Genomic DNA, 21,236 nt, shown 5'->3' with positions numbered 1-21,236 from the left:
CATCATGCCGCCGCCACGCGGGTGAGGTCGCGGCCTGCCGCATGTCGTTCCAGCAGGGCTGCGAAGTCGGCCAGTTCGGGATGGCTGCGCGCCACCTCGATCACGTAGCGGTACACCTGCGGCACGTCGGCGAGGTAGCCGGGTTTGCCGTCGCGATACCACAGCCGGTAGAACTGGCCCAGCACGCGCACGTGGCGGTGCAGGCCGGTGAGGTCGAACCAGCGCAGGAAGCGTGTGGCATCCACCTCGCCGCCGATCACGCCGGCCTGCCGCAGGCGCAGCCGGTAGGACTCCACCCAGCCTTCCACGCGCTCGCGCGGCCACGCGACGTAGGCGTCGCGCAGCAGCGAGGCGAGGTCGTAGGTGACCGGGCCGTGCAGCGCGCCCTGGAAATCGATGATGCCGGGGTTGTTCTCGTCCACCACCAGCAGGTTGCGGCTGTGGTAGTCGCGATGCACGAAGCAGCGCGGTTGCGCGAGCGCGTTGCGGATGATGAGGTCGAACGCCGCTTCCAGCACGTCCCATTCCTCGCAGCTCGGCGTGTGGCCGAGGTGGCGTTCGAGGAACCACTTCGGCATCACTTCCAGGCCGTTCACCAGCACGACGTGGTCGAACGGCGGCAGGTCCTCGCAGGCCACCCGCGTCTGCATCGCGAGCAGCGCGTCCATCGCATCGCCGTAGAGCCTGTCCGCGTTGCCTGCGTCGAGTTCCGCGAGATACAGCCGCGAGCCCAGGTCCTCGATCAGCAGGAAGCCCTGCTGCAGATCCTGCGCGGCCACCTTCGGCACGTGCAGGCCGGCGGCGGCGAGCCGCTCGCCGATCGCCAGCCAGGGGCGCGGGTCTTCGCGCTCCGGCGGGGAATCCATCACGATCCAGCTCTGGCCGTCGTGCACGGTGCGCCAGTAGCTGCGGAAGCTGGCGTCGGAGGAGGCGGGGGCGAGCGTCAGGGAGTCGTCGCCGAGCGCGCTGCGGGTCCAGGCGAGGCGGGCGGCGGCGCGGTCGTTGCGGTTGTCCATGAAAGGCTTCGCGGCGGAAACGCGGACAGGATAGAACCTGCCCGCGTTTCCCGCGAATCAGCTCAGGTTGTACGCGCGCTCCTCGTGCTCGGCGATATCCAGGCCCATCTGCTCCTGTTCGGCATCCACGCGCAGGCCGATGGTGAGGTCGAGCAGTTTCAGGATCGCCCAGCTCAGCGCGGCGCTCCACACGATGGTGAAGCCCACGCCCTTGGCCTGGATCCACAACTGGCCCCAGGCGGAAGCGACGTGGCCGAATCCGCCCAGGCTGGCCGCAGCGAACGGGCCGGTGAGCAGGGCGCCGATGATGCCGGCGACGGCATGCACGCCGAATACGTCGAGCGTGTCGTCGTAGCCCAGCCGGTGCTTGAGCCGGGTGGCGGTGAAGAAGCACACGAAGCCCGCGGCGAAGCCGATCAGCAGCGCACCGGCCGGACCGCAGGTGCCCGCGGCCGGCGTCACCGCGACCAGCCCGGCCACCGCACCCGAGGCGATGCCCAGCACGCTGGCGCGCTTGTGGATCGCCCACTCCACCGCGGTCCAGCCGATCGCGGCGGCCGCGGCGGCGATCTGCGTCACCAGCATGGCCATGCCTGCGCTGCCGTTGGCCGCCACCGCCGAACCGGCGTTGAAGCCGAACCAGCCCAGCCACAGCAGGCTGGCGCCGATCACGGTGTAGCCGAGGTTGTGCGGCGGCATGTGCGCCTGCGGCCAGCCGCGGCGCTTGCCGATCACCATGCAGGCGACCAGGCCCGCGATGCCGGCATTGATGTGCACCACGGTGCCGCCGGCGAAATCGAGCACGCCCATGTCGCCGAGCAGCGAGCCGGGGCCGCTCCACACCATGTGCGCCATCGGCAGGTAGGCGAAGGTGAGCCACAGGCCGGAGAACCACAGCATCGCGCTGAACTTCATGCGCTCGGCCCAGGCGCCCACGATCAATGCCGGGGTGATCACGGCGAAGGTGAGCTGGAACATCACGAACACGCTTTCCGGCACGGTCTGGTAATGCGAGTCGGGCGTGAGCCCGGCCAGCATCGCGCGGTCCAGCCCGCCGATGATGGAGTGCCAGCCGATGACGCCGGCGTGCATTCCCTCGGCGCTGAAGGCCAGCGTGTAGCCGTAGACGATCCACAGCACGGAAACCAGGGCGGTGATCGCGAAGCACTGCATCAGCACCGACAGCAGGTTCTTGGCGCGCACCATGCCGCCGTAGAACAGCGCGACGCCGGGTATCGTCATCATCAGCACCAGCATGGACGAGACCAGCATCCAGGCGGTGTCGCCGCTGTCCAGTTTCGGCGCGGTCGCAGCTTGCGCAAACGCGGGCACCGCGAACAGCCCGCCAACGAGCAGCGCCGCAAGCTGGCGCAGCCGCCGCTTCCCGTATCCCGAATCCCGTATCCCCAATCCCCGCTCGAACTCACAGCGCATCGGCGTCGACCTCCTGCGTGCGGATACGGATCACCTGTTCCAGTGCGCTGACGAAGATCTTGCCGTCGCCCACCTTGCCGGTGCGCGCGGTGGCGATGATCGCCTCGATCGCCTGTTCCACCTGCTCGTCGCTCACCGCAAGCTCGATCTTGAGCTTGGGCAGGAAATCCACCACGTACTCGGCGCCGCGGTACAACTCGGTGTGTCCGTGCTGGCGGCCGAAACCCTTGACCTCGGTGACGGTCATGCCCTGAACGCCGGCCTCGGCCAGCGCCTCGCGCACCTCGTCCAGCTTGAACGGCTTGATGATGGCGGTGATCCACTGCATGCACTGCTCTCCGCGGGGGCCTGTGTTGCGGTACAGCAGATTGCGTGCCAGCGGCGCAAAGCGCGCTGCACCGGCATCCGTGCGGCCAAAGGCCGCGGCGACCGGGCCAGATCAGGCAAGGCTGGTGCAAGCCTTGCCTGCTGTTGGTGCAAAACGGCCATTTGACCGGCCCCGGCGCAATCAGTACCATTTTGGTCTGGATTAAGACCGCTTCCGCCGCAACGACATTCCCATGCTCCGCGTCAGTCGACTCACGGATTACGCCACGGTGGTGATGACCTGCATCGCCGCCCACCCGGACGATGTGCTGAGCACCGCACAGATCGCCGACGAGACGCGGCTGGAGCTGCCCACCGTGAGCAAGCTGCTGAAGTCGCTGGGCCACGCCGGCCTGGTCGAGTCGTTCCGCGGCGTCAACGGCGGCTATCGGCTGGCGCGGTCCGCGCAGGCGATCACCCTGGCGGAGATCGTCGAGGCGATGGAGGGGCCGATCGGCATGACCGAATGCGGCGTCACCGAGGGCCAGTGCGAGCGCGAGGCGCAATGCGGCGTGCGCGGCAGCTGGCAACGCATCAACAACGTGGTCGACCGGGCGTTGCGCGCGGTGAGCCTGGCCGACATGCTGCGGCCGCCGCGGCGCGGCGATGTGGCGATCGACATCAGCACCCTGAAAGCCGGCACCCTGAAAGGCAGACCCACGGCATGAGCAGCGAAACCATGGCCAGTACCCGCAACGCGCTGCGCGACAACGCCGGGGTCGCCGAGGCGCTGGGCCGCAACTACAGCGCCGGCTTCGTCACCGAGATCGAGATGACCGGCCTGCCGCCGGGCCTGGACGAGGAGACGATACGCCAGCTCTCCGCGATCAAGCGCGAGCCGGAGTGGATGACCGAATGGCGCCTCGCAGCCTACCGCCACTGGCTGACCATGCCGCAGCCCGACTGGGCCAAGCTGAAGATGGACGCGATCGACTACCAGGCGATCAGCTACTACGCCGCGCCCAAGCAGGCGCCGAAGTCGCTGGACGAGGTCGATCCCGCGCTGCTGGAAACCTACGAGAAGCTCGGCGTGCCGCTGCACGAGCGCGCCGCGCTGGCCGGCGTGGCGGTGGATGCGGTGTTCGACTCGGTGTCGGTGGGCACCACCTTCCGCAAGCAGCTCGCCGAAGCCGGCGTGATCTTCTGCTCGATGAGCGAGGCGATTCGCGAGCATCCCGAGCTGGTACAGAAATACCTCGGCAGCGTGGTGCCGCCGGGCGACAACTTCTTCGCCGCGCTGAACTCGGCGGTGTTCTCCGACGGCAGCTTCGTGTTCATCCCCAGGGGCGTGCGCTGCCCGATGGAACTCAGCACCTACTTCCGCATCAACGCGCAGAACACCGGCCAGTTCGAGCGCACCCTGATCGTGGCCGAGGAAGGCGCCCACGTCTCCTACCTCGAAGGCTGCACCGCGCCCAAGCGCGACGAGAACCAGCTGCATGCCGCGGTGGTGGAACTGGTGGCGCTGGAGCGCGCGCAGATCAAGTACTCCACGGTGCAGAACTGGTATCCCGGCGACGAGAACGGCGTGGGCGGCATCTACAACCTGGTCACCAAGCGCGGCGACTGCCGCGGCGACGACAGCAAGATCAGCTGGACCCAGGTCGAAACCGGCTCGGCGATCACCTGGAAATACCCCAGCGTGGTGCTGCGCGGCGACCGCTCGGTGGGCGAGTTCCACTCGGTGGCGCTCACCCACCACTACCAGCAGGCCGATACCGGCACCAAGATGATCCACATCGGCAAGGACACCAAGTCGAAGATCGTCTCCAAGGGCATCAGCGCCGGGCGCAGCAACAACAGCTACCGCGGCCTGGTGAAGGTGGAGAAGGGCGCCGAGCGCGCGCGCAACTACACGCAGTGCGACTCGCTGCTGATCGGCAAGAAGTGCGGCGCGCACACCTTCCCGTACATGGAAGTGAAGAACCCCAGCGCGATCGTCGAGCACGAGGCCACCACCTCGAAGATCTCCGACGACCAGATGTTCTACTGCCGCTCGCGCGGCATCGGCGAGGAGGATGCCGTCTCGATGATCGTCGACGGCTTCTGCAAGCAGGTGTTCCGCGAGCTGCCGATGGAGTTCGCGGTGGAGGCGAAGAAGTTGCTGGAAGTTTCGCTGGAAGGTGCGGTGGGGTAAGTCCCCGGACAAACATGCAGATGACGGGCGCAGCGATCTTTGTCGTCATTCCGGCGAAAGCCGGAATCCAGCGACTGGTCTCTGGATTGCCCGGGATGAAATCCAACGGCACCGTCGTTCCGGCTTCCGCCGGAACGACGGTCAAGAGCTGAAGAGCCAGGAACATGCTGAACATCGAAAACCTGCACGCCCGCGTCGAGGGCAAGGAAATCCTCAAGGGCCTCACGCTCCGCGTGAAGCCGGGCGAGGTGCACGCCATCATGGGGCCGAACGGCGCGGGCAAGTCCACGCTGGGCAACGTGCTTTCCGGCCGCGACGGCTACGAGGTCACCGCCGGCAGCGTCACGTTCGACGGCATCGACCTGCTGGCGCTGGAGCCGGAGGCGCGCGCCGCGGCCGGCGTGTTCCTCGCGTTCCAGTACCCGGTGGAGATTCCCGGCGTCAACAACACCTACTTCCTGCGCGCGGCGCTCAACGCGCAGCGCAAGGCGCGCGGCGAGAAGGAGCTGGATTCCATGCAGTTCCTCAAGCTGGTGCGCGAGAAGCTCAAGGTGATGCAGATCTCCGACGAGCTGCTGCACCGCGCGGTGAACGAGGGTTTCTCGGGCGGCGAGAAGAAGCGCAACGAGATCTTCCAGATGGCGCTGCTGGAGCCGAAGCTCGCGATCCTCGACGAGACCGATTCGGGCCTCGACATCGACGCGCTGAAGCAGGTGGCGCAGGGTGTCAACGCGCTGCGTTCGCCGCAGCGTTCGTTCCTGGTGATCACCCACTACCAGCGCCTGCTCGACTATATCGAGCCCGATTTCGTGCACGTGCTGGCCGGCGGCCGCATCGTGGAAAGCGGCGACAAGGCCTTGGCGCTGAAGCTGGAAGAGCACGGCTACGCCTGGGTGAAGGACCACGGCGAACCGGCCGGGGCATCGGCATGAGCCAGCCGGCGCCACTGCCGTTCGTCGCCTCGCTGCTGGACGCGCCGCTGCCGGCCAGCGGCATCGCGTGGCTGGATGCGCTGCGCCGCGCGCACCTGGACGCGTTTGCCGCCGCCGGTCTGCCCGACACGCGCATGGAGGCGTGGAAGTACACCGCGCTGCGCGCGTTGGGCCAGCGCCGCTACGCCAACGGCGATGCGCAGGCCGCTGCGCGCGCGGTCGATCCCGCCGCGTTCGACTTGCCTGGCGTGGATGGGCCGCGACTGGCCTTCGTCAACGGCGTGTTCCGCGCCGATCTCTCCGCGCTGGACGATCTGCCGGCAGGCCTCGTGCTGCAGCCGCTGGCGCAGGCGCTGCGGCAGGACGCCGAGCCGCTGCGCTTCGTGCTGTCGCGCCACGAACCGGAGCAGGGCGATGCCTTCGTGCGGCTCAACGCGGCGCGCGCCGAGGATGGCGTGGCGCTCAAGGTGGCGGCTGGCGCGAAGATCGCCGCGCCCGTGCATCTCGTGTTCCTCGGCGCGCCTGCCGAGAGCGACCTGGCCTGGCATCTGCGCCACGTGATCGAACTGGGCGAAGGCGCCGAGCTGGCGCTGGTGGAACATCACGTGGGCGCCGAGCAACAGCATCTGGGTACCGCGGTGGGCGACATCACGCTGCGCGACGGCGCGGTGCTGCGGCAGGTGCTGCTCCAGCAGGCCGCCACGGGCAGCAGCCTGATCCGCCGCAGCCGCCTGCAACTGGGCGCGCGGGCGCAGGCCACGCTGCACGTGCTGGAACTGGGCGGCGCGCTGGCGCGCCACGAGTTGCGCGCCGAACTGGCCGGCGACGGCGCACGCCTGGACACCCGCGGCGTGTTCATGCCGCGCGGGCGCCAGCACATCGACACCCAGCTGGCGATCCGCCACCAGGCCCTGAACACGGCGTCTGAATCCGTCTGGCGCGGCGTGGCCGACCAGCGCGCGCGCGGCGTCTTCCGCGGCGCGATCCTGGTGGCGCCCGGCGCCGACGGCAGCGACGCCAGCCTCAGCAACAAGAACCTGCTGCTGTCCGGTCAGGCCGAGATCGACACCAAGCCCGAGCTGGAGATCTACGCCGACGAGGTGAAGGCCGCGCACGGCGCCACCGTGGGCCAGCTCGACGAGCGCTCGCTGTTCTACCTGCGCTCGCGCGGCATCCCGCACGACGAGGCGCGTGCCCTGCTCACCGCCGCGTTCTGCCGCGCCGTGCTGGACGACCTGCCGAACGCGGCCCTGCGCGAACACCTCGCCGGCTTGCTGGCGAACCAGTTGCCGGACTGACCGACGCATTTCTCCTCCCCCTGTGTGCAGGGGGAGGTCGGGAGGGGGCAAGGCCCTTGTCATGGGAGCACCCCACCCCGGCCCTCCACTGCAAGCAGGGGAGGGGGCCAATCACGGAACCATCGACGATGAACGCACAAGCCACCCCATCCGACACCCTCGACGTCCAGCGCGTCCGCGCGGACTTCCCGCTGCTCGCGCGCACGGTGCACGGCAAGCCGCTGGTGTACTTCGACAACGCCAACACCAGCCAGAAGCCGCGCCAGGTGATCGAGGCGGTGGACCGCCACTACCGCGAGCACAACGCGAACGTGTCGCGCGCCGTGCATCTGCTGGGCGAGGAGGCCACCGCAGCCTACGAGGGCGCGCGCGACGCGCTGGCGCGCTTCATCCATGCGCCGTCGCGCAACGAGCTGGTGCTCACCTCGGGCACCACGCAGTCGGCCAACCTGGTGGCGTACAGCTTCGCGTTGCCGCGGCTCAAGCCCGGCGACGCCATCCTCACCACCACGATGGAGCACCACGCCAACATCGTGCCGTGGCAGATCGTGGCCGCCCGCGCGGGCGCCACGGTGAAGGCGGCGCCGATCACCGAAAGCGGCGAGCTGATCGTCGAGAAATTCGTCGAACTGCTCACGCCCGAAGTGAAGCTCGCCTGCGTGGGCCACGTCTCCAACGTGCTGGGCACGGTGAACCCGGTGCGCGAACTGGCGAAGGAATGCCGCAGGCGCGGCATCCCGCTGTTCGTGGACGGCTCGCAGGCGGTGCCGCATCGTCCGGTGGACGTGCAGGCGCTGGGTTGCGACTTCTATGCGCTCACCGGCCACAAGATGCTGGCGCCGACCGGCACCGGCGCGCTGTGGGCGCGCAAGGAGCATCTCGACGCGATGCCGCCGTTCTTCGGCGGCGGCGAGATGATCCGCGAGGTGAAGTTCTCCGGCACCAGCTTCGCCGAGCCGCCGCACCGCTTCGAGGCGGGCACGCCGAACATCGCGGGTTTCGCCGGCGTGAGCGCCGCGATCGACTATTACGAGGCGCTGGGCTTCGATGCGGTCCGTGCCCACGAGCGCGCCCTGCTCGACCACGCCACCGCGCGCCTGCGCGAGATACCGGGCCTGCGCATCTTCGGCGAGGCGAAGGAAAAGGAGCCGGTGATCTCCTTCCTGGTCGAGGGCGCGCAGGCCACCGACCTCGCCACCCTGCTCGACATCGAGGGCGTGGCGGTGCGCTCCGGCCATCACTGCGCGCATCCGCTGATGCAGTTCTACGGCGTGGCGGCCACCCTCCGCGCCTCGCTGGCGTTCTACAACACGCACGAGGAAGTCGACGCGTTCGTGGCGGCCCTGCTCAAGGCGCGCGCGCTGCTGCGCTGAATGGCCGCCGTGCCGTCCCGGCCGTTCCGGGACGATCCGCCGGCCGCTATGCTCGGCATTCGACTGTGACAGGGGTTCCGATGTTTGCTTCCTTGCCCGGCCCGATCCGGGTGCCGCTGGTCGTGCTGCTGCTGGCGCTGAACGTGCTGCTGCACGTGCTGCCGCTGTTCGCGCTCACCCTGGTCAAGCTGCTGCTGCCGCTGGCCGGCTTGCGCCGTGCCTGTACGACCGGGCTGGTGGCGATCGCGGAGAGCTGGATCGGCGTCAACAACGCGCTGTTCGAGCTGTTCACGCGCATACGCTGGCAGGTCGATGGCCTGGACGGCCTGCGCCGCGACGCGAATTACCTGGTGCTTGCCAACCACCAGAGCTGGGTGGACATCCCGGTGCTGCAGAAGGTGCTGAACCGGCGCATCCCGTTCCTGCGCTTCTTCCTGAAGAGCCAGCTGATCTGGGTGCCGCTGATGGGGCCGGCCTGGTGGGCGCTGGATTTCCCGTTCATGAAGCGCTATTCGCGGGAAACCCTGGCGAAGCATCCCGAGCTGGCCGGCCGCGACATGGAGGCCACGCGCCGCGCCTGCGCGAAGTTCCGCCAGTTGCCGGTGTCGGTGATGAACTTCGTGGAGGGCACGCGCTTCACGCCGGCCAAGCACGATGCGCAGGGTTCGCCGTACCGGTACCTGCTGCGGCCGCGGGCCGGCGGCGTGGCTTTCGTGCTGGACGCGATGGGCGAGGGTCTGCAGACGATCCTCGAAGTCGCCATCGCCTATCCGGGCGGCCCGTGCAGCATGTCCGACCTGATCGGCGGGCGCCTGCGCGAGGTGCGGGTGAGCCTGCGCCAGCGCCCGATCGGCCAAGAACTGCGTGGCGACTACGAACGCGACGAGGCGTTCCGCCAGCGCTTCCAGGCCTGGGTCAACGCCTTGTGGGCCGAGCAGGATGCCCGGATCGGGCAGTTGCTGAGCTGATCGCGATCCCCCCGTTTGCGACTGAATACCGCGTGAGGCGCGGTTGTAGCCGACTGTCCGCCGCCGTATGGGGCGCGGTAAGCTTGCCGGGACGGTAATGTCATCGTCATGAGGTGGTCATGGAGACCGCCCGGAAACGGATCGATGGGGTGGAGGATGCTGGATCGGAACCAGGCAATTCGGCTGCACGCGGGGCTTGCCCATGGGTGAGACGAAGCACGCGCCGACGGGATCGGGCAAGGCCCGCAGCGGAGGCCCGCTTGAGGCCATCGCGCGGATGTCGTCCACCCGGGCGAATTACCTGGTCGGCCAGGCAGCCGATTTCGTGGTCAGTTTCGCCCTGCTGGCCGCGGCCTTCTGGTACGACCACAGCCAGCCGCTGGCGTCGGCGCTGGTGGTGCTGCTGGGACTCTTCATCTTCAGCTTCATCGAATACGCCTTCCACCGCTGGCTGTTCCACGGCCCGGTGCCGCTGTTCGAGCAGGGACACACCCTGCATCACGAAAAGCCGCTGGGCTACGACTCGCTGCCGTTCTTCTTTCCGCCCATCGTGATCCTGCTGATTGCGGGGGCGTTGGCGCTGGTGCTGCCTCTGGGGATCGCGCTGCTGCTCTCCGGCGCGATCGCGCTGGGCTATGCCCTGTACGGTTTCAGCCACCTGGTCATCCACCGTCGCCGTTTCAATCACCCGCTGGCGCGCAAGTGGGCGGCGGTGCATCACGTGCATCACCACCATCCGGACAAGAACTACGGGGTCACCTCGCCGCTGTGGGACTGGCTGCTGGGCACCTGGTACGTGTCCAGGAGCAAGGTGAGGTAATCAGGGAGTTTCCGCGAGCGGCAGCCCGCGCAGTTCGATGCCGTCGGCGTCCACGCGCAGCACCGAGCCCTGCTCGTACCAGTCGCCCAGCACGATGCGCTCGGCGGGTTGGCCGTCAAGCTCGAAGCGGTGGATCGCGGGGCGGTGGGTGTGGCCGTGGATCAACCGGGTGGCGCCGGCCTGGCGCATGGCCTCCGCCACCGCGCCGGCGTTGACGTCCATGATGGCTTCCATCGTGCTGCCGGTGTGGGCGCGGCTCTCGGCGCGAGATTTCGCGGCGAAGGCGCGACGCGCTTCCAGCGGCATCGCGAGCACCTGCGCCTTCCACTCCGGCGTGCGCACCTGCTGGCGCACGGCCTGGTACGCCACGTCGTCGGTGCACAGCGCGTCGCCGTGCATCAGCAGGGTGGGGCGGCCGTACAGCGCGTGCACGCAGCCGTCCTCCAGCAGCTCGAAGCCGGCACGGCGGGCGTAGTCCGCGCCCAGCAGGAAGTCGCGGTTGCCGACCATGAAGTACACCGGCACGCCGGCGTCGCGCACGGCGCGGGTGGCGGCGGCGATGCGGCGCGGCAGTTCGGCGTCGTCGTCGTCGCCGATCCAGGCCTCGACCAGGTCGCCGAGGATGTACAGCGCATCGGCGCGGCGCACTTCGTCGCTGGCGAGGTAGTTTTCGAACAGTGCGGTGATCTGCGGCCGGCTGTCGTCCAGGTGCAGGTCGGCGATGAACAGCGTGCCCATCAGCCGCCCTGCGCCGGCTTGCGGGCGCTGCGTCGGGCCGGCTTCGCCGCGGTGGCTGCGGGTGGGGCCGGGGTCGCGACGCTGGCTGCGGCGGCAGGCGCGGGCTCGCCCACGACCTGGGCGCTCTCGATCGTCACCAGCGGGTTGGGCACGTCGGCGGCGAACGGGCCGATGCCGCGGGTGGGCAGGGCGACGATCCTGTCCACCACGTCCATGCCCTTGATCACCTTGCCGAACACCGCGTAGCCCCAGGTGAGGCCGCTCTGGTTGCCCACGAAGTCCAGCCGGCGGTTGTCGACCAGGTTGAAGAAGAACTGCGAGGTGCCGGAGTTCGGATCGGCGCCGCGCGCCACCGCCACCGTGCCGCGCAGGTTGGAGAGTCCGTTGTCCGCCTCGCTGGCGATCGCCGGGCGGGTGCGCTTGGGCTGCAGTTCGCGCGTGTACAGGCCGCCCTGGAGCAGGTAGCCGGGGATCGCCCGGTGGAACACCGTGCCGGCGTAGTAGCCGTCGTGCACGTATTGCAGGAAGTTCGCCACGCTCTTGGGCGCCTTGTCCGGGTACAGCTCCAGCGTGATGTCGCCCTGCGAGGTGTGCAGCACCACCTGGGGGTTGGCCGTGGCGGCCGGCTTGGCGTTTTGCGCCTGCAGCGCGGGCGCGAGCAGGGCGGCGAACAGGAGCGGCAGGACGAGCTTGAACTTGGGCATGGCAGCAGGCGATCCGGACTGTCCGCCCATGATACGCGGCTGCGCCGGTGCGTGTGCCCGGCTGGCCCTCGCGATCGGAAGCGGCAGCGAACCTAGCCCGCGGACAGTTCCAGCTCCACGCCCAGCTCGCTCATCGGTGCCTGTTCCTGCTGCAGGTCCGCCTCGCTGAGCGGGTGCTGTTCCAGCCAGCTCGCGGGCAGGCCCAGGCGCAGCCGCTGGCGGGTGGCGGCGAGCTTCATCGGCGGCAGCGATTCGGCGCGGCGGCCGCGGCGCAGCAGCACCGCGAGGCGCAGCAGCGAGGTGATGTAGCGCGCCAATTGGCGATAGCGCTGCGGCAGGGCGGCGATCACCGCCTTGTCGGGCTTGCGCCGGTGCAGCTCGACCACGGCGGCGAGCAGTTGCTGCTCCTGCCGCGAGAAGCCGGCGAGGTCGGCATGGCGCAGGATGTAGGCGCCGTGGTGGTGGTGCTGGCTGTGCGCGATGGCGAGGCCGATCTCGTGCACGCGTGCGGCCCAGGACAGCCACTCGCGCGCTTCCCCGTCCAGCTTCCAGGCCTTGGCGACCTGGTCGAACAGCTGCAGCGCGGTGGATTCCACGCGCCGCGCCTGCGCGCGGTCCACGCCGTAGCGGCTGGCCAGCGCGTCGATGCTGCCGGTGCGCGGGTCGCTGCCCGCGGCGCGGCCCAGCAGGTCCCACATCAGGCCTTCGCGCATCGAGCTTTCGCACACGCGCATGCGCGCGATGCCCAGCGCCTCGAACGCGGCCTCGAAGATCACTACCGCGCCGGCCAGCACCGGGGCGCGGTCATCCGCCAGCCCCGGCAGTTTCAGCGTGGCGATCGAACCCTGCGCCAGGATCGCGTCGCGCAGGCCGGCGAGCGAGGCGGGGGTGATGCCGTCGTCGCTGAGCTTCATCGCCTGCACCACCGCGCCGATGGCCTTGGCGCTGCCGGAGGAGCCGTAGGCGTCCTCCCAGCCGGATTCGCGGTAGTCCTCGGCGAACTGCTGCAGCAGCACGCCGATCTCGCCGCGGGCGCGCTGCCAGCGCTTGCGGTTGAGCTTGCCGCCGGGGAAGAAGCGCAGCGTGGAGGCGATGCAGCCGGCCTGCACGCTTTCGGTGTGCAGCGGCGCCAGGCCGCGGCCGATGATGAACTCGGTGCTGCCGCCGCCCACGTCCATCACCAGCCGGGGTTCGCGCGAGACGGGCAGGCCGTGCGCGGCGCCGAGGAAGATCAGGCGCCCTTCCTCGCGGCCGGACACCACTTCGATGGGGTGGCCCAGCATGGCCTCGGCGGCGCTGAGGAAGGCCTGCGGCGCGGCCAGCCGGCGCACCGAGTTGGTGGCCACCGCACGCACGCGCTGCGAGGGCAGGCCGGCGATGCGCTGGCCGAAGCGGGCGAGGCAGTCCAGCGCGCGGGCGCGGCGGTCGGCGTCCAGCGAGCCGTCGCTGCGCAGGCCGGCGGCCATGCGCACGCTGTCGCGCAGGCGGTCGATCACGCGGGGTTCGCCGTGCTCCATGCGCGCCACGATCAGGTGATAACTGTTCGAGCCCATGTCCACCGCGGCAAGCAGTTCGCCATCGCGGATCGGTGTCTGGTCGGCCTGGCTCAAGCACGGGTTCCTTGTCTGCGCGGTTGTGCGCCGCGGCGCACATGATGCCGCATCCGCGCATGGCATGGCACGGGGCTGCGTGGGCGGGGCCGCGCCTTGCGTCTCCGGGCGGCGCATGCCGCGGCGCCATGGCCGGCCGGCCATGGCGCGCGTCCGGCGATGGATCGGCGCGGCGGCCACTCTCGCAATCCAGCCGCAAGCCCGCGTGAAAACGGCTCAACGGCCCGCGTCCGCCGGCGGCTGGAGGCTGGATGCCAGCCGGGACCCCGTCGCCGCATGGCCGCCGTAGGCGAGGGCCCGCGGCGATTTGCCCGGTGCTGCGACGACCTGCACGAAGGCGGCGCCGCCGCGGCACTCGCGCCACGCCAGGGTGCGCACGCGCTGGCGCAGTTCGTACACCTTGCCGAGATTGTGCTCGTCGAACACGCGCACCACCTCCGCCTGGTCGGGCAGCCCGGCGGCCGGGCAGGGGATGGAGAAGCTTTCCATTTCGTTCGCCTGCGCCTGCAGCGCGAGCGACAGCGGCACGGCGGCCAGGACCAGCATCAGTCGTTTCATGGCGTGACTCCTGCGCAAGGGTTTTGTGGAAACCTGCCGCCGTGGCGCGGCGGCGCAGGAAGTCTTGCCGTCGACGGCCAGGCCACGCTTGAGGGATTGCGCGGGCTTTCCGGCGGAAAGGCTTGGGGATTGCTTGGGTCGCCTTGGGGTGTCGCGCAACGAATTGATTTCCCGTCGATCCGGCATGCGGGACGGGCGGGGCGCGGGCCATCGCCCGGATCGGCCGAACCCGCGGGACGGCCGCCGCGACGGGCCGGGCGGCGGGGTCACTTCCCTGCCGTTGGCGTCGCGATCACCGGATCTTGCCGGGCGTGCCGGACAGGGCCCCGCCTACGGGCACAGCTTGTCCAGCAGCGCCTGCTGCGCGCTGTACGGCGGCCGCTGGCCCGGCACGGAGCGGCGATAGCGGCCGTCCGCGTCCAGCAGCCAGGCCTGGGTGTTGTCGGCGAGGCTGTTCGCGAGCGTCTCCTCGTACACCCGTGCCGCGAGTTCGGGATCGCGGATGGGAAACGCGATCTCGATGCGGCGCATCAGGTTGCGCTCCATCCAGTCGGCGCTGGCGCAGTAGATTTCCGGCGTGCCGTCGTTGCCGAACCAGTACACGCGACTGTGTTCCAGGAAGCGGCCGATGATGGAGCGCACGCGGATGCGTTCTGACACGCCCGGCACGCCGGGGCGCAGCGTGCAGGCGCCGCGCACGATCAGGTCGATCTCCACGCCGGCCTGCGAGGCGCGGTACAGCGCCTCGATCACGCGCGCCTCGTTCAGCGCGTTGAGCTTGGCCACGATGCGCGCGGGACGGCCGGCGCGGGCCAGCGCGGTCTCGCGCTCGATGCGTTCCATCACCCCGGTGTAGAGCGTGAACGGCGAGTGCAGCAGGTGCTTGAGCGCGATGCGCGGCCCCAGCCCGGACAGTTGCTGGAACACCTTGTGCAGGTCTTCGCCGATTTCCGGATCGGCGGTCATCAGGCCGATGTCGGTATAGGTGCGGCTGTTGATCTGGTGGTAGTTGCCGGTGGAGAGATGGGCGTAGCGGCGCAGCACGTCGCCTTCGCGGCGCACGATCAGCATCATCTTGGCGTGGGTCTTGTAGCCCACCACGCCGTACACCACCTGCACGCCGGCCTCCTGCAGGCGCGTGGCGAGGCGGATGTTCGCCTCCTCGTCGAAGCGCGCGCGCAGCTCGATCACCACGGTGACGTCCTTGCCGTGGCGCGCCGCCTCCACCAGCAGGTCCACCAGCGGGGTGTCCTCGCCGGCGCGGTACAGGGTCTGCTTGATCGCCAGCACCTTGGGATCGACGCTGGCCTCGCGCAGCAGGTCCACCACCGCGGCGAAACTCTGGTAGGGATGATGCAGCAGCACGTCGCGCTGGGCGATCTGCTCGAATTTGTCGCGGCTGTTCTCCAGCGCGGGCGGCAACCGCGGCGTGAAGCGCGGGTACTTCAGCCCGGGGCGGTCCAGCCAGTCGCAGATCAGGCCGGCGCGGATGATGTTGACCGGGCCGTCGCAGCGGTAGACGTCGGCTTCCTCCAGCTCGAAGTTCTGCGTCAGCATCTCGGTGATCGCCGGCGGGCAGTCGTTCGCGATCTCCAGCCGCACCGGCCGGGCATAGCCGCGTCCCACCAGTTCCTCGCTGAGCGCGCGGGCGAGGTTGTCCACCTCGGCCTCCTCCACCATCAGCTCGCTGTTGCGGGTGACCCGGAACTGGTAGGAGCCCACCACCTTGAAGCCGGGGAACATCGTGTCCACGAAGGCCTGCAGCAGCTCGGCGAGGAACACGAAGTGGTCGCCCTCGCCGCAGGCCTCGGCCGGCAGGCGGATGATGCGCGGCAGCGAGCGCGGCGCCCGCACCAGCGCCATGTGGCCTTCGTGGCCGAACGCGTCGCGGCCCTTCAGCACCACGGCGATGTTCAGCGTCTTGTTGAGGATGCGCGGGAACGGATGCGCCGGGTCCAGCCCCAGCGGCGACAGCACCGGCAACACCTCGCGCTCGAAATAGCCGTGCAGCCAGCGCCGCTGGCGCGGGTTCCATTGCTGGCGGGTGAGCACGCGGATGTGCTCGGCCTCCAGCTGCGGGCGCAGCTCCTGCTGCCAGATCGCGTACTGTTCGGCGACCAGCTCCAGCACGCGGGTGCGGATGCGCGCCAGCAGTTCCGGCGGCGACAGCCCGTCCGGCCCCGGCGCGGCCGAACCGTAGGCGTGGTGGTGCTTGAGCATCGCCACGCGCACCTCGAAGAACTCGTCGAGGTTGTTCGCCACGATGCTCAGGTAGCGCAGCCGCTCCAGCAGCGGCACGGTGGCGTCGCGCGCCATCGCGAGCACGCGGAAGTTGAATTCCAGCGCGGCCAGCTCGCGGCTGAGGTAGAGGCCGGGGGCGGCGAGGTCGACGGGGGCGGGCGCTTCGGAGGGTACGGAACGGGAACGTGGCATGCGTGCATTCTCGCGCATGCGTGCCGTCCCGTGCGGGAGGCGGCGTGCGGTGCTTCAGCTTTCGTCGCGGCTGCCGCCGGCGGGGAGCACGCGCTCGGGGCCGAAATGGCAGGCGAAGGTGGAACCGCGGCCCGGCTCGCTGTCGATGCTCAGCCGGGCCTGGTGCAGGTTCAGCACGTGCTTGACGATGGACAGGCCCAGGCCGGTGCCGCCGGTGCCGCGCGAGCGGCTGGAGGAAACGCGGTAGAAGCGCTCGGTGAGCCGCGCGAGATGGCTGGCGGGAATGCCGTAGCCGGTGTCGGTGACCGAGTAGGTCGCGCCGCCGTCGTCGTCGCGCCGCCAGCCTATCGTGATGCCGCCGCCGGCCGGGGTGTAGCGCACCGCGTTGCTGACCAGGTTGGAAAGCGCGCTGTGCAGGTCCTTGGGCGAGCCGAGCAGGTCCAGTGCGGCATCGGCTTCCACGGTGACGGTGTGGCGGCCCTGGCTGATCGCTTCCGCCTCCTTGCGCAGCGTGGCGAGCAGCGGCGCCATCGGCACGCGCTCGTCCTCGACGCGATGCTGGGTCTCCAGCCGCGACAGGGTGAGCAGGTCTTCCACGATCTGGCCCATGCGCTTGGATTGCGCGCGCATCTCGCCCAGCACCGGCGCCAGCGCGGGCGCGTCCTCGGGATCGATCAGTTCCAGGTAACCGTGGATCACGGTGAGCGGCGTGCGCAGCTCGTGCGAGACGTTGGCCACGAAGTCGCGGCGCATCTGCTCCAGCCGGGTGACGTGACTGGTGTCGCGCGCCAGCAGCACCTGCTGGCGGCGCCCGAACGGCAGCAGGCTCACGCTGATCTGACTGTCCGGCTTGCCGGGGGCGATGGTGTCGTGCAGCGGCTCGCGCTCGCCGCCCTGCCGCAGCCAGCCGGCGAGTTCGGAGGCCTGCAGCCGTTGCCGCAACTGCACGCCGCGGTCCTCCGGCAGGCGGATGCCGAGCAGGGTCTCCGCGGCGTGGTTGCACCAGCGCACGTGCTCGTCCTGGTCCATCAGGACCACGGCATCGGGCAGTTGGCTGGCCGTGCGGCGGAGATCGCGCAGATTGGAGGCGAGGCGGCGAGTACGCATCAGGAGGCGTTCTTGGCGTGGCGTGGGGGCGCTGGCGGGCGCAGGCATCATGGATTGCGTCACATGACGGAATCGGGACAGAAGCAAGACGGTTTCCGCCATGGCGACGATCGCCACGCCCCAGGCGGCGCGGTCGCCCAGCAGCCAGCCCAGCAGGCCGCCCGCGAGCAAGGCTACGGCCAGACCGGCCGGGAGGGTCCATGCGCCGGGCGAGGCCGGCGTCTGATTTTGCGAGGGGGCAGGGGGCATGACGGCGAGCATCGGCAAAAGCCCGGCGGCCCGCAAGCCGGAAGGGTCAGACGCTGGCCGAGAAACGGTAGCCGCTGCCGCGCACGGTCTGCACCATTTCCTGCAGGTTCCACGGTTCCAGCGTCTTGCGCAGGCGGCGGATGTGCACGTCCACGGTGCGCTCCTCCACGTACACGCTGCCGCCCCATACGTGGTCGAGCAGTTGCGCGCGCGAGTAGACGCGCTCGGGGTGGGTCATGAAGAAGTGCAGCAGGCGGTATTCGGTGGGCCCGATCGTCACCGCCTCGTCGCCCGCGAACACGCGGTGCGCGGGGCTGTCGATGCGCAACCGGCCCAGTTCCACCACGCCGGAGCCGTCGTCGCCCTGGCTGCGGCGCAGTACCGCCTTGATCCGTGCGATCAGTTCGCGGGTGGAGAACGGCTTGACCACGTAGTCGTCGACGCCGGCCTCGAGGCCGTTGACGCGGTCCATCTCCTCGCCGCGCGCGGTGAGCATGATGATCGGGACTTCCCGGCTCAGCTCCTCCTTGCGCAGGCGGCGCGCCAGTTCCAGCCCGCTCATGCCCGGCAGCATCCAGTCCAGCAGGATCAGGTCGGGCACTTGCTCGGAGATGGCCAGCTGGGCGGTGCGGGCGTCGGCGGCCTGCATGGCCTCCATGTCGGCCTTGCGCAGGGCGAATGCGATCATGTCGCGGATCGAGGTCTCGTCTTCGACGATCAGGATGCGTTTGTGCACGCGGGAACATCCGTTGGCCTGTGACCGGGATATTGCAGTGCAGAAATGTTACGTGACGATGACATGAATGGACGTGTTCGTCCATGAGTGCGGTTTCGGGAGACGAGCGTGGCGTCTGGACGTTTGCCCGGGCGCAGGTCCCGAAGCGGCCAACCCCGGCAACACGATCCGCCAATCCCTGCAGCGGATCGGGAGCGCCTGCCGCCGGGCTTCAGTAAGGGTTTGATTCCAGGCCGAAACACAGCCGTCCGGCGCAGCGGTCGTCCTGCAATTGCCGCGAGCCGTCCCGGGTGGCGGGGTTGTCCGGCGTCTCGATCTTGCGCTTGCGCAGCTCCAGCACCAGCGGGGTCAGTTCGGTGATGCGCGCCTGGATGCGCGCGCGCGCGTAGTAGCTGAGGTCGTCGCGCTTGAGCAGGCGCTTCAACTGTTCCATCGCGTCGAACGGCCGGCCGGAGTAGTAGCTGGCGTCGGCGAACGCCTCGCCGGCGCGCTCGCTGTCGCCGGCTTTCTCGCTGGCGCGGGCGTAGGCGCTGTAGATCTCCGGCTGGTCGCTGTTTTCCAGCAGCGGGCGCAGCAGATCCGCCGCGGTGACCGCCTGGGCCTTGTCGCCGCCCTCGGTGAGCGCCGTGGCATAGGCCAGCCCCACCGCCCGGTTGCGCGGGGATTGTTCGTTGAGCTGGCGATACAGCACCAGCGCGGCGTCGCGCCGGCCGGCCCGCCGCTCGGCGTCGGCCAGCGCCAGGTTGAGGACGAGGTTGCCCGGGTGCGCCTTCAGCAACGGCTGGAGCTGCGTCATGGCCTGCGCGCCGCGGTCGCTGCGGGTGAGCGCCAGCGCGTAGCCGTAGCGGTTGGCCGGCGTGTCGAATTCCGGATGGTCCTTGAAGTTGTTGCCGTACCAGGTGGCCAGCCGGATCGCATTGCCGGACAGCACGCGCGCCCGTTCGCGCATCAGCGCGTAGGTGCTCATGCCATCCGCGGGCGGCGCCTGCTTGCCGAGCTGGATCGGTGCGCGCACGAACGGCATCGGCGCGGTGATCTGTTCCCACTGGCCCTTCAGCAGCGTGTCGCCGGAGGGCCGCAGTTTCTGCGCCGCGATCAGCGCGCCGGCCCGCGCCTTGGCGTCGGCGATGCGGTCGGTGGTGACCGGGTGATCCTGCAGGAAGGACGGCGCCGTGCCGCCGGCGCCGGCGCTCATCACGTCCTCCATGTGCTGGAAGAACGCGGCCATCGCATCCGGATCGAAGCCGGCGTTCGCCAGCGTCTGGATGCCGGCGCGGTCCGCCTCGATCTCGTCCTTGCGGGTGAAGTTGATCTGCCGCTGCGCGAGCAGGCCCTGGCCGGCGGCGAACACGGCCGTCGGGGCGTCGCCGGCGCCGCGGCCGCCCGCCGTGCCGGCCGCGATCGCGCCCAGCAGCACCAGCGCCATCAGCGGCGCGTCCTTCTTCGACGCCTCGAACGCGCGCTGCAGGTGGTTCTGGGTGATGTGGCCGATCTCGTGCGCGATCACCCCGGCCAGTTCGCTCTCGTTGCGGGTGATCGTGATCAGGCCCGAGTTGACCGCGATGTAGCCGCCCGGTGCGGCGAACGCGTTGATCTGGTCGTCCTTGACGATGAAGAACGCGAAGTGGTCGCGCGGCTTCGCGCCGGTGGCCACCAGCCGGAAGCCCAGGTCGTTGATGTAGTCGTCCAGCAGCGGGTCGTCCACCACCATGTCCAGCGCGCGCATCTGGCGCAGCATCGCGGCGCCGTAGTCCTGCGCGTCCTGCGGCGAGATCAGCGCGTTCGCCGAACTGCCGAGGTCGGGCAGGCGCACGTTGTCCTGCGCCCCCGCGGCGAAGGCGAGGCCGGCGAGGACCAGCGTGGTCAGCAGACGTTTGGCGGGGCGTCGTGGTGCCATGGGCATGGGATGGGGGAGAATGCCGGTGAGACCGCAGGGAGCGGCGTCGGTTCAGCCAGGGACAGCTTGTTCCGGGGACTTCCGCCCCCATTTTGCAGCACAGGCAACCGGAGTTTCGCGATGTCCAAGATCGAAGTCTATTCCACCGCGGTATGCCCGTACTGCGTGGCGGCCAAGAACCTGCTGAAGGCCAAGGGCCTGGCGTGGGAAGACATCCGCGTGGACACCGATCCGGCGCAGCGCGACGCCATGCTGGTGCGCAGCGGCGGCCGCCGCACCGTGCCGCAGATCTTCATCAACGACCAGCTGGTGGGCGGCTACGACGATCTGGTGGCCGCCGACCGCAGCGGCAAGCTCGCCCAGTTGCTGGGCGAAACCGCATGAGCGGCGCCCCGGGCGGCGAAAAGGACCGCGTGGCCGAATTCACCGCGTTCCGCCAGCGCATGAACGAGCGCATCCTGGCCGAGGACAACCAGGTGGTGCGGCGCTTCTTCGCGCTCGACACGCAGACCTACAAACCCGGCGCGCTGGACGCGAAGACCAAGGAGCTGCTGGGCCTGGTCGCCTCGATGGTGCTGCGCTGCGACGACTGCATCGGCTACCACGTCGCCCAGTGCAAGGAAGCCGGCGTCAGCCGCGAGGAGTTCTTCGAGACCTTCAGCGTGGGCCTGGTGGTGGGTGGCTCCATCGTGATCCCGCACCTGCGCCGCGCAGTGGATTTCCTCGACCAGCTCGAAGCCGGCGCCGCCGCCGCCGCCGCGGCCCACTGCGCCGACCACGCCTGACGCCATTTCCTCCCTCTCCCCTCCGGGGAGAGGGCTGGGTGAGGGGCCGGTGCTTGCGGCGGACCCGTTTCGAAG

General features: G+C 69.6%; 21 protein-coding genes. 10 read left to right on the top strand and 11 right to left on the bottom strand.

Annotation, left to right across the window (positions count from 1 at the left end; translation table 11 throughout):
* Positions 1-2 precede the first annotated feature (2 nt).
* From PCA_RS10585 to PCA_RS10575, 3 genes are read right to left on the bottom strand one after another with little or no spacing between them, the layout of a single operon-like run.
* Complete coding sequence (locus tag PCA_RS10585; RefSeq protein ID WP_181302578.1) at positions 3-1,016, bottom strand: phosphotransferase; 1,014 nt, start codon at positions 1,014-1,016, stop codon at positions 3-5.
* A gap of 57 nt (positions 1,017-1,073) precedes the next feature.
* The gene (locus PCA_RS10580; RefSeq protein WP_181302577.1) at positions 1,074-2,450 is read right to left on the bottom strand and encodes an ammonium transporter; all 1,377 of its coding nucleotides are present in this window, start codon (positions 2,448-2,450) and stop codon (positions 1,074-1,076) included.
* Complete coding sequence (locus PCA_RS10575; RefSeq protein ID WP_181302576.1) at positions 2,440-2,778, bottom strand: P-II family nitrogen regulator; 339 nt, start codon at positions 2,776-2,778, stop codon at positions 2,440-2,442. The genes PCA_RS10580 and PCA_RS10575 overlap by 11 nt, the downstream gene beginning before the upstream one ends.
* A 232-nt stretch (positions 2,779-3,010) precedes the next feature.
* Here PCA_RS10575 and PCA_RS10570 point away from each other — a divergent pair, with 232 nt between their 5' ends.
* The 8 genes from PCA_RS10570 (at position 3,011) to PCA_RS10535 (ending at position 10,344) form a co-directional block, all read left to right on the top strand.
* Entirely contained in the window at positions 3,011-3,484 is a 474-nt protein-coding gene (locus PCA_RS10570) for an SUF system Fe-S cluster assembly regulator (protein ID WP_181302575.1), read from the top strand.
* Positions 3,481-4,953: a Fe-S cluster assembly protein SufB gene (gene sufB, locus PCA_RS10565; RefSeq protein ID WP_181302574.1), complete on the top strand. Its 1,473-nt coding sequence runs from the start codon at positions 3,481-3,483 to the stop codon at positions 4,951-4,953. Before PCA_RS10570 ends, sufB begins: the two co-directional genes overlap by 4 nt.
* A 14-nt stretch (positions 4,954-4,967) precedes the next feature.
* The gene (locus PCA_RS10560; protein WP_181302573.1) at positions 4,968-5,105 is read left to right on the top strand and encodes a hypothetical protein; all 138 of its coding nucleotides are present in this window, start codon (positions 4,968-4,970) and stop codon (positions 5,103-5,105) included.
* Positions 5,106-5,117: 12 nt separating this feature from the next.
* Positions 5,118-5,885: a Fe-S cluster assembly ATPase SufC gene (gene sufC / locus PCA_RS10555; protein WP_181302572.1), complete on the top strand. Its 768-nt coding sequence runs from the start codon at positions 5,118-5,120 to the stop codon at positions 5,883-5,885.
* Positions 5,882-7,183, top strand: a complete 1,302-nt coding sequence (sufD, locus tag PCA_RS10550; protein ID WP_181302571.1) for a Fe-S cluster assembly protein SufD — start codon at positions 5,882-5,884, stop codon at positions 7,181-7,183. The genes sufC and sufD overlap by 4 nt, the downstream gene beginning before the upstream one ends.
* 128 nt (positions 7,184-7,311) lie before the next feature.
* The gene (locus PCA_RS10545) at positions 7,312-8,556 is read left to right on the top strand and encodes a cysteine desulfurase (RefSeq protein WP_181302570.1); all 1,245 of its coding nucleotides are present in this window, start codon (positions 7,312-7,314) and stop codon (positions 8,554-8,556) included.
* An 80-nt stretch (positions 8,557-8,636) separates the two neighbouring features.
* On the top strand, positions 8,637-9,524 hold the full coding sequence (locus PCA_RS10540) for an acyltransferase (RefSeq protein ID WP_181302569.1): 888 nt from the start codon (positions 8,637-8,639) through the stop codon (positions 9,522-9,524).
* Between the two features lie 277 nt (positions 9,525-9,801).
* The gene (locus tag PCA_RS10535; RefSeq protein ID WP_255436789.1) at positions 9,802-10,344 is read left to right on the top strand and encodes a sterol desaturase family protein; all 543 of its coding nucleotides are present in this window, start codon (positions 9,802-9,804) and stop codon (positions 10,342-10,344) included.
* On the opposite strand, the gene lpxH is transcribed toward PCA_RS10535, so the two are convergent.
* The 8 genes from lpxH to PCA_RS10495 form a co-directional block, all read right to left on the bottom strand.
* Entirely contained in the window at positions 10,345-11,082 is a 738-nt protein-coding gene (gene lpxH, locus PCA_RS10530; protein ID WP_181302567.1) for a UDP-2,3-diacylglucosamine diphosphatase, read from the bottom strand.
* Positions 11,082-11,786 carry a peptidylprolyl isomerase gene (locus tag PCA_RS10525; RefSeq protein ID WP_181302566.1) on the bottom strand — a complete coding sequence of 235 codons (705 nt, stop codon included), beginning with the start codon at positions 11,784-11,786 and terminating at the stop codon, positions 11,082-11,084. The genes lpxH and PCA_RS10525 overlap by 1 nt, the downstream gene beginning before the upstream one ends.
* Positions 11,787-11,878: 92 nt before the next feature.
* Complete coding sequence (locus tag PCA_RS10520; RefSeq protein WP_181302565.1) at positions 11,879-13,396, bottom strand: Ppx/GppA phosphatase family protein; 1,518 nt, start codon at positions 13,394-13,396, stop codon at positions 11,879-11,881.
* 216 nt (positions 13,397-13,612) lie between these two features.
* Complete coding sequence (locus tag PCA_RS10515; protein WP_181302564.1) at positions 13,613-13,954, bottom strand: hypothetical protein; 342 nt, start codon at positions 13,952-13,954, stop codon at positions 13,613-13,615.
* 330 nt (positions 13,955-14,284) lie between these two features.
* Positions 14,285-16,387, bottom strand: a complete 2,103-nt coding sequence (ppk1, locus tag PCA_RS10510) for a polyphosphate kinase 1 (RefSeq protein ID WP_181302563.1) — start codon at positions 16,385-16,387, stop codon at positions 14,285-14,287.
* A 54-nt stretch (positions 16,388-16,441) separates the two neighbouring features.
* A complete protein-coding gene (phoR, locus tag PCA_RS10505) occupies positions 16,442-17,494 on the bottom strand; it encodes a phosphate regulon sensor histidine kinase PhoR (protein WP_255436788.1) in 1,053 nt (350 codons plus the stop codon).
* A 295-nt stretch (positions 17,495-17,789) separates the two neighbouring features.
* A complete protein-coding gene (gene phoB, locus PCA_RS10500) occupies positions 17,790-18,479 on the bottom strand; it encodes a phosphate regulon transcriptional regulator PhoB (RefSeq protein ID WP_181302561.1) in 690 nt (229 codons plus the stop codon).
* Between the two features lie 211 nt (positions 18,480-18,690).
* A complete protein-coding gene (locus PCA_RS10495; protein WP_181302560.1) occupies positions 18,691-20,382 on the bottom strand; it encodes a M48 family metalloprotease in 1,692 nt (563 codons plus the stop codon).
* A gap of 114 nt (positions 20,383-20,496) precedes the next feature.
* Between PCA_RS10495 and grxC the strand changes: the two genes are divergently transcribed.
* Entirely contained in the window at positions 20,497-20,760 is a 264-nt protein-coding gene (grxC, locus tag PCA_RS10490) for a glutaredoxin 3 (RefSeq protein WP_181302559.1), read from the top strand.
* Positions 20,757-21,161 carry a carboxymuconolactone decarboxylase family protein gene (locus tag PCA_RS10485; protein WP_181302558.1) on the top strand — a complete coding sequence of 135 codons (405 nt, stop codon included), beginning with the start codon at positions 20,757-20,759 and terminating at the stop codon, positions 21,159-21,161. The genes grxC and PCA_RS10485 overlap by 4 nt, the downstream gene beginning before the upstream one ends.
* The last annotated feature ends 75 nt before the right edge of the window (positions 21,162-21,236 follow it).

The organism is Rhodanobacter sp. PCA2 (genome assembly GCF_013620825.1).
In the GTDB taxonomy this organism is placed as follows: Bacteria; Pseudomonadota; Gammaproteobacteria; order Xanthomonadales; family Rhodanobacteraceae; genus Rhodanobacter_A.
The sequence above is the reverse complement of the archived record's forward strand: the minus strand, read 5'-3'. Positions and strand labels throughout refer to the sequence as shown.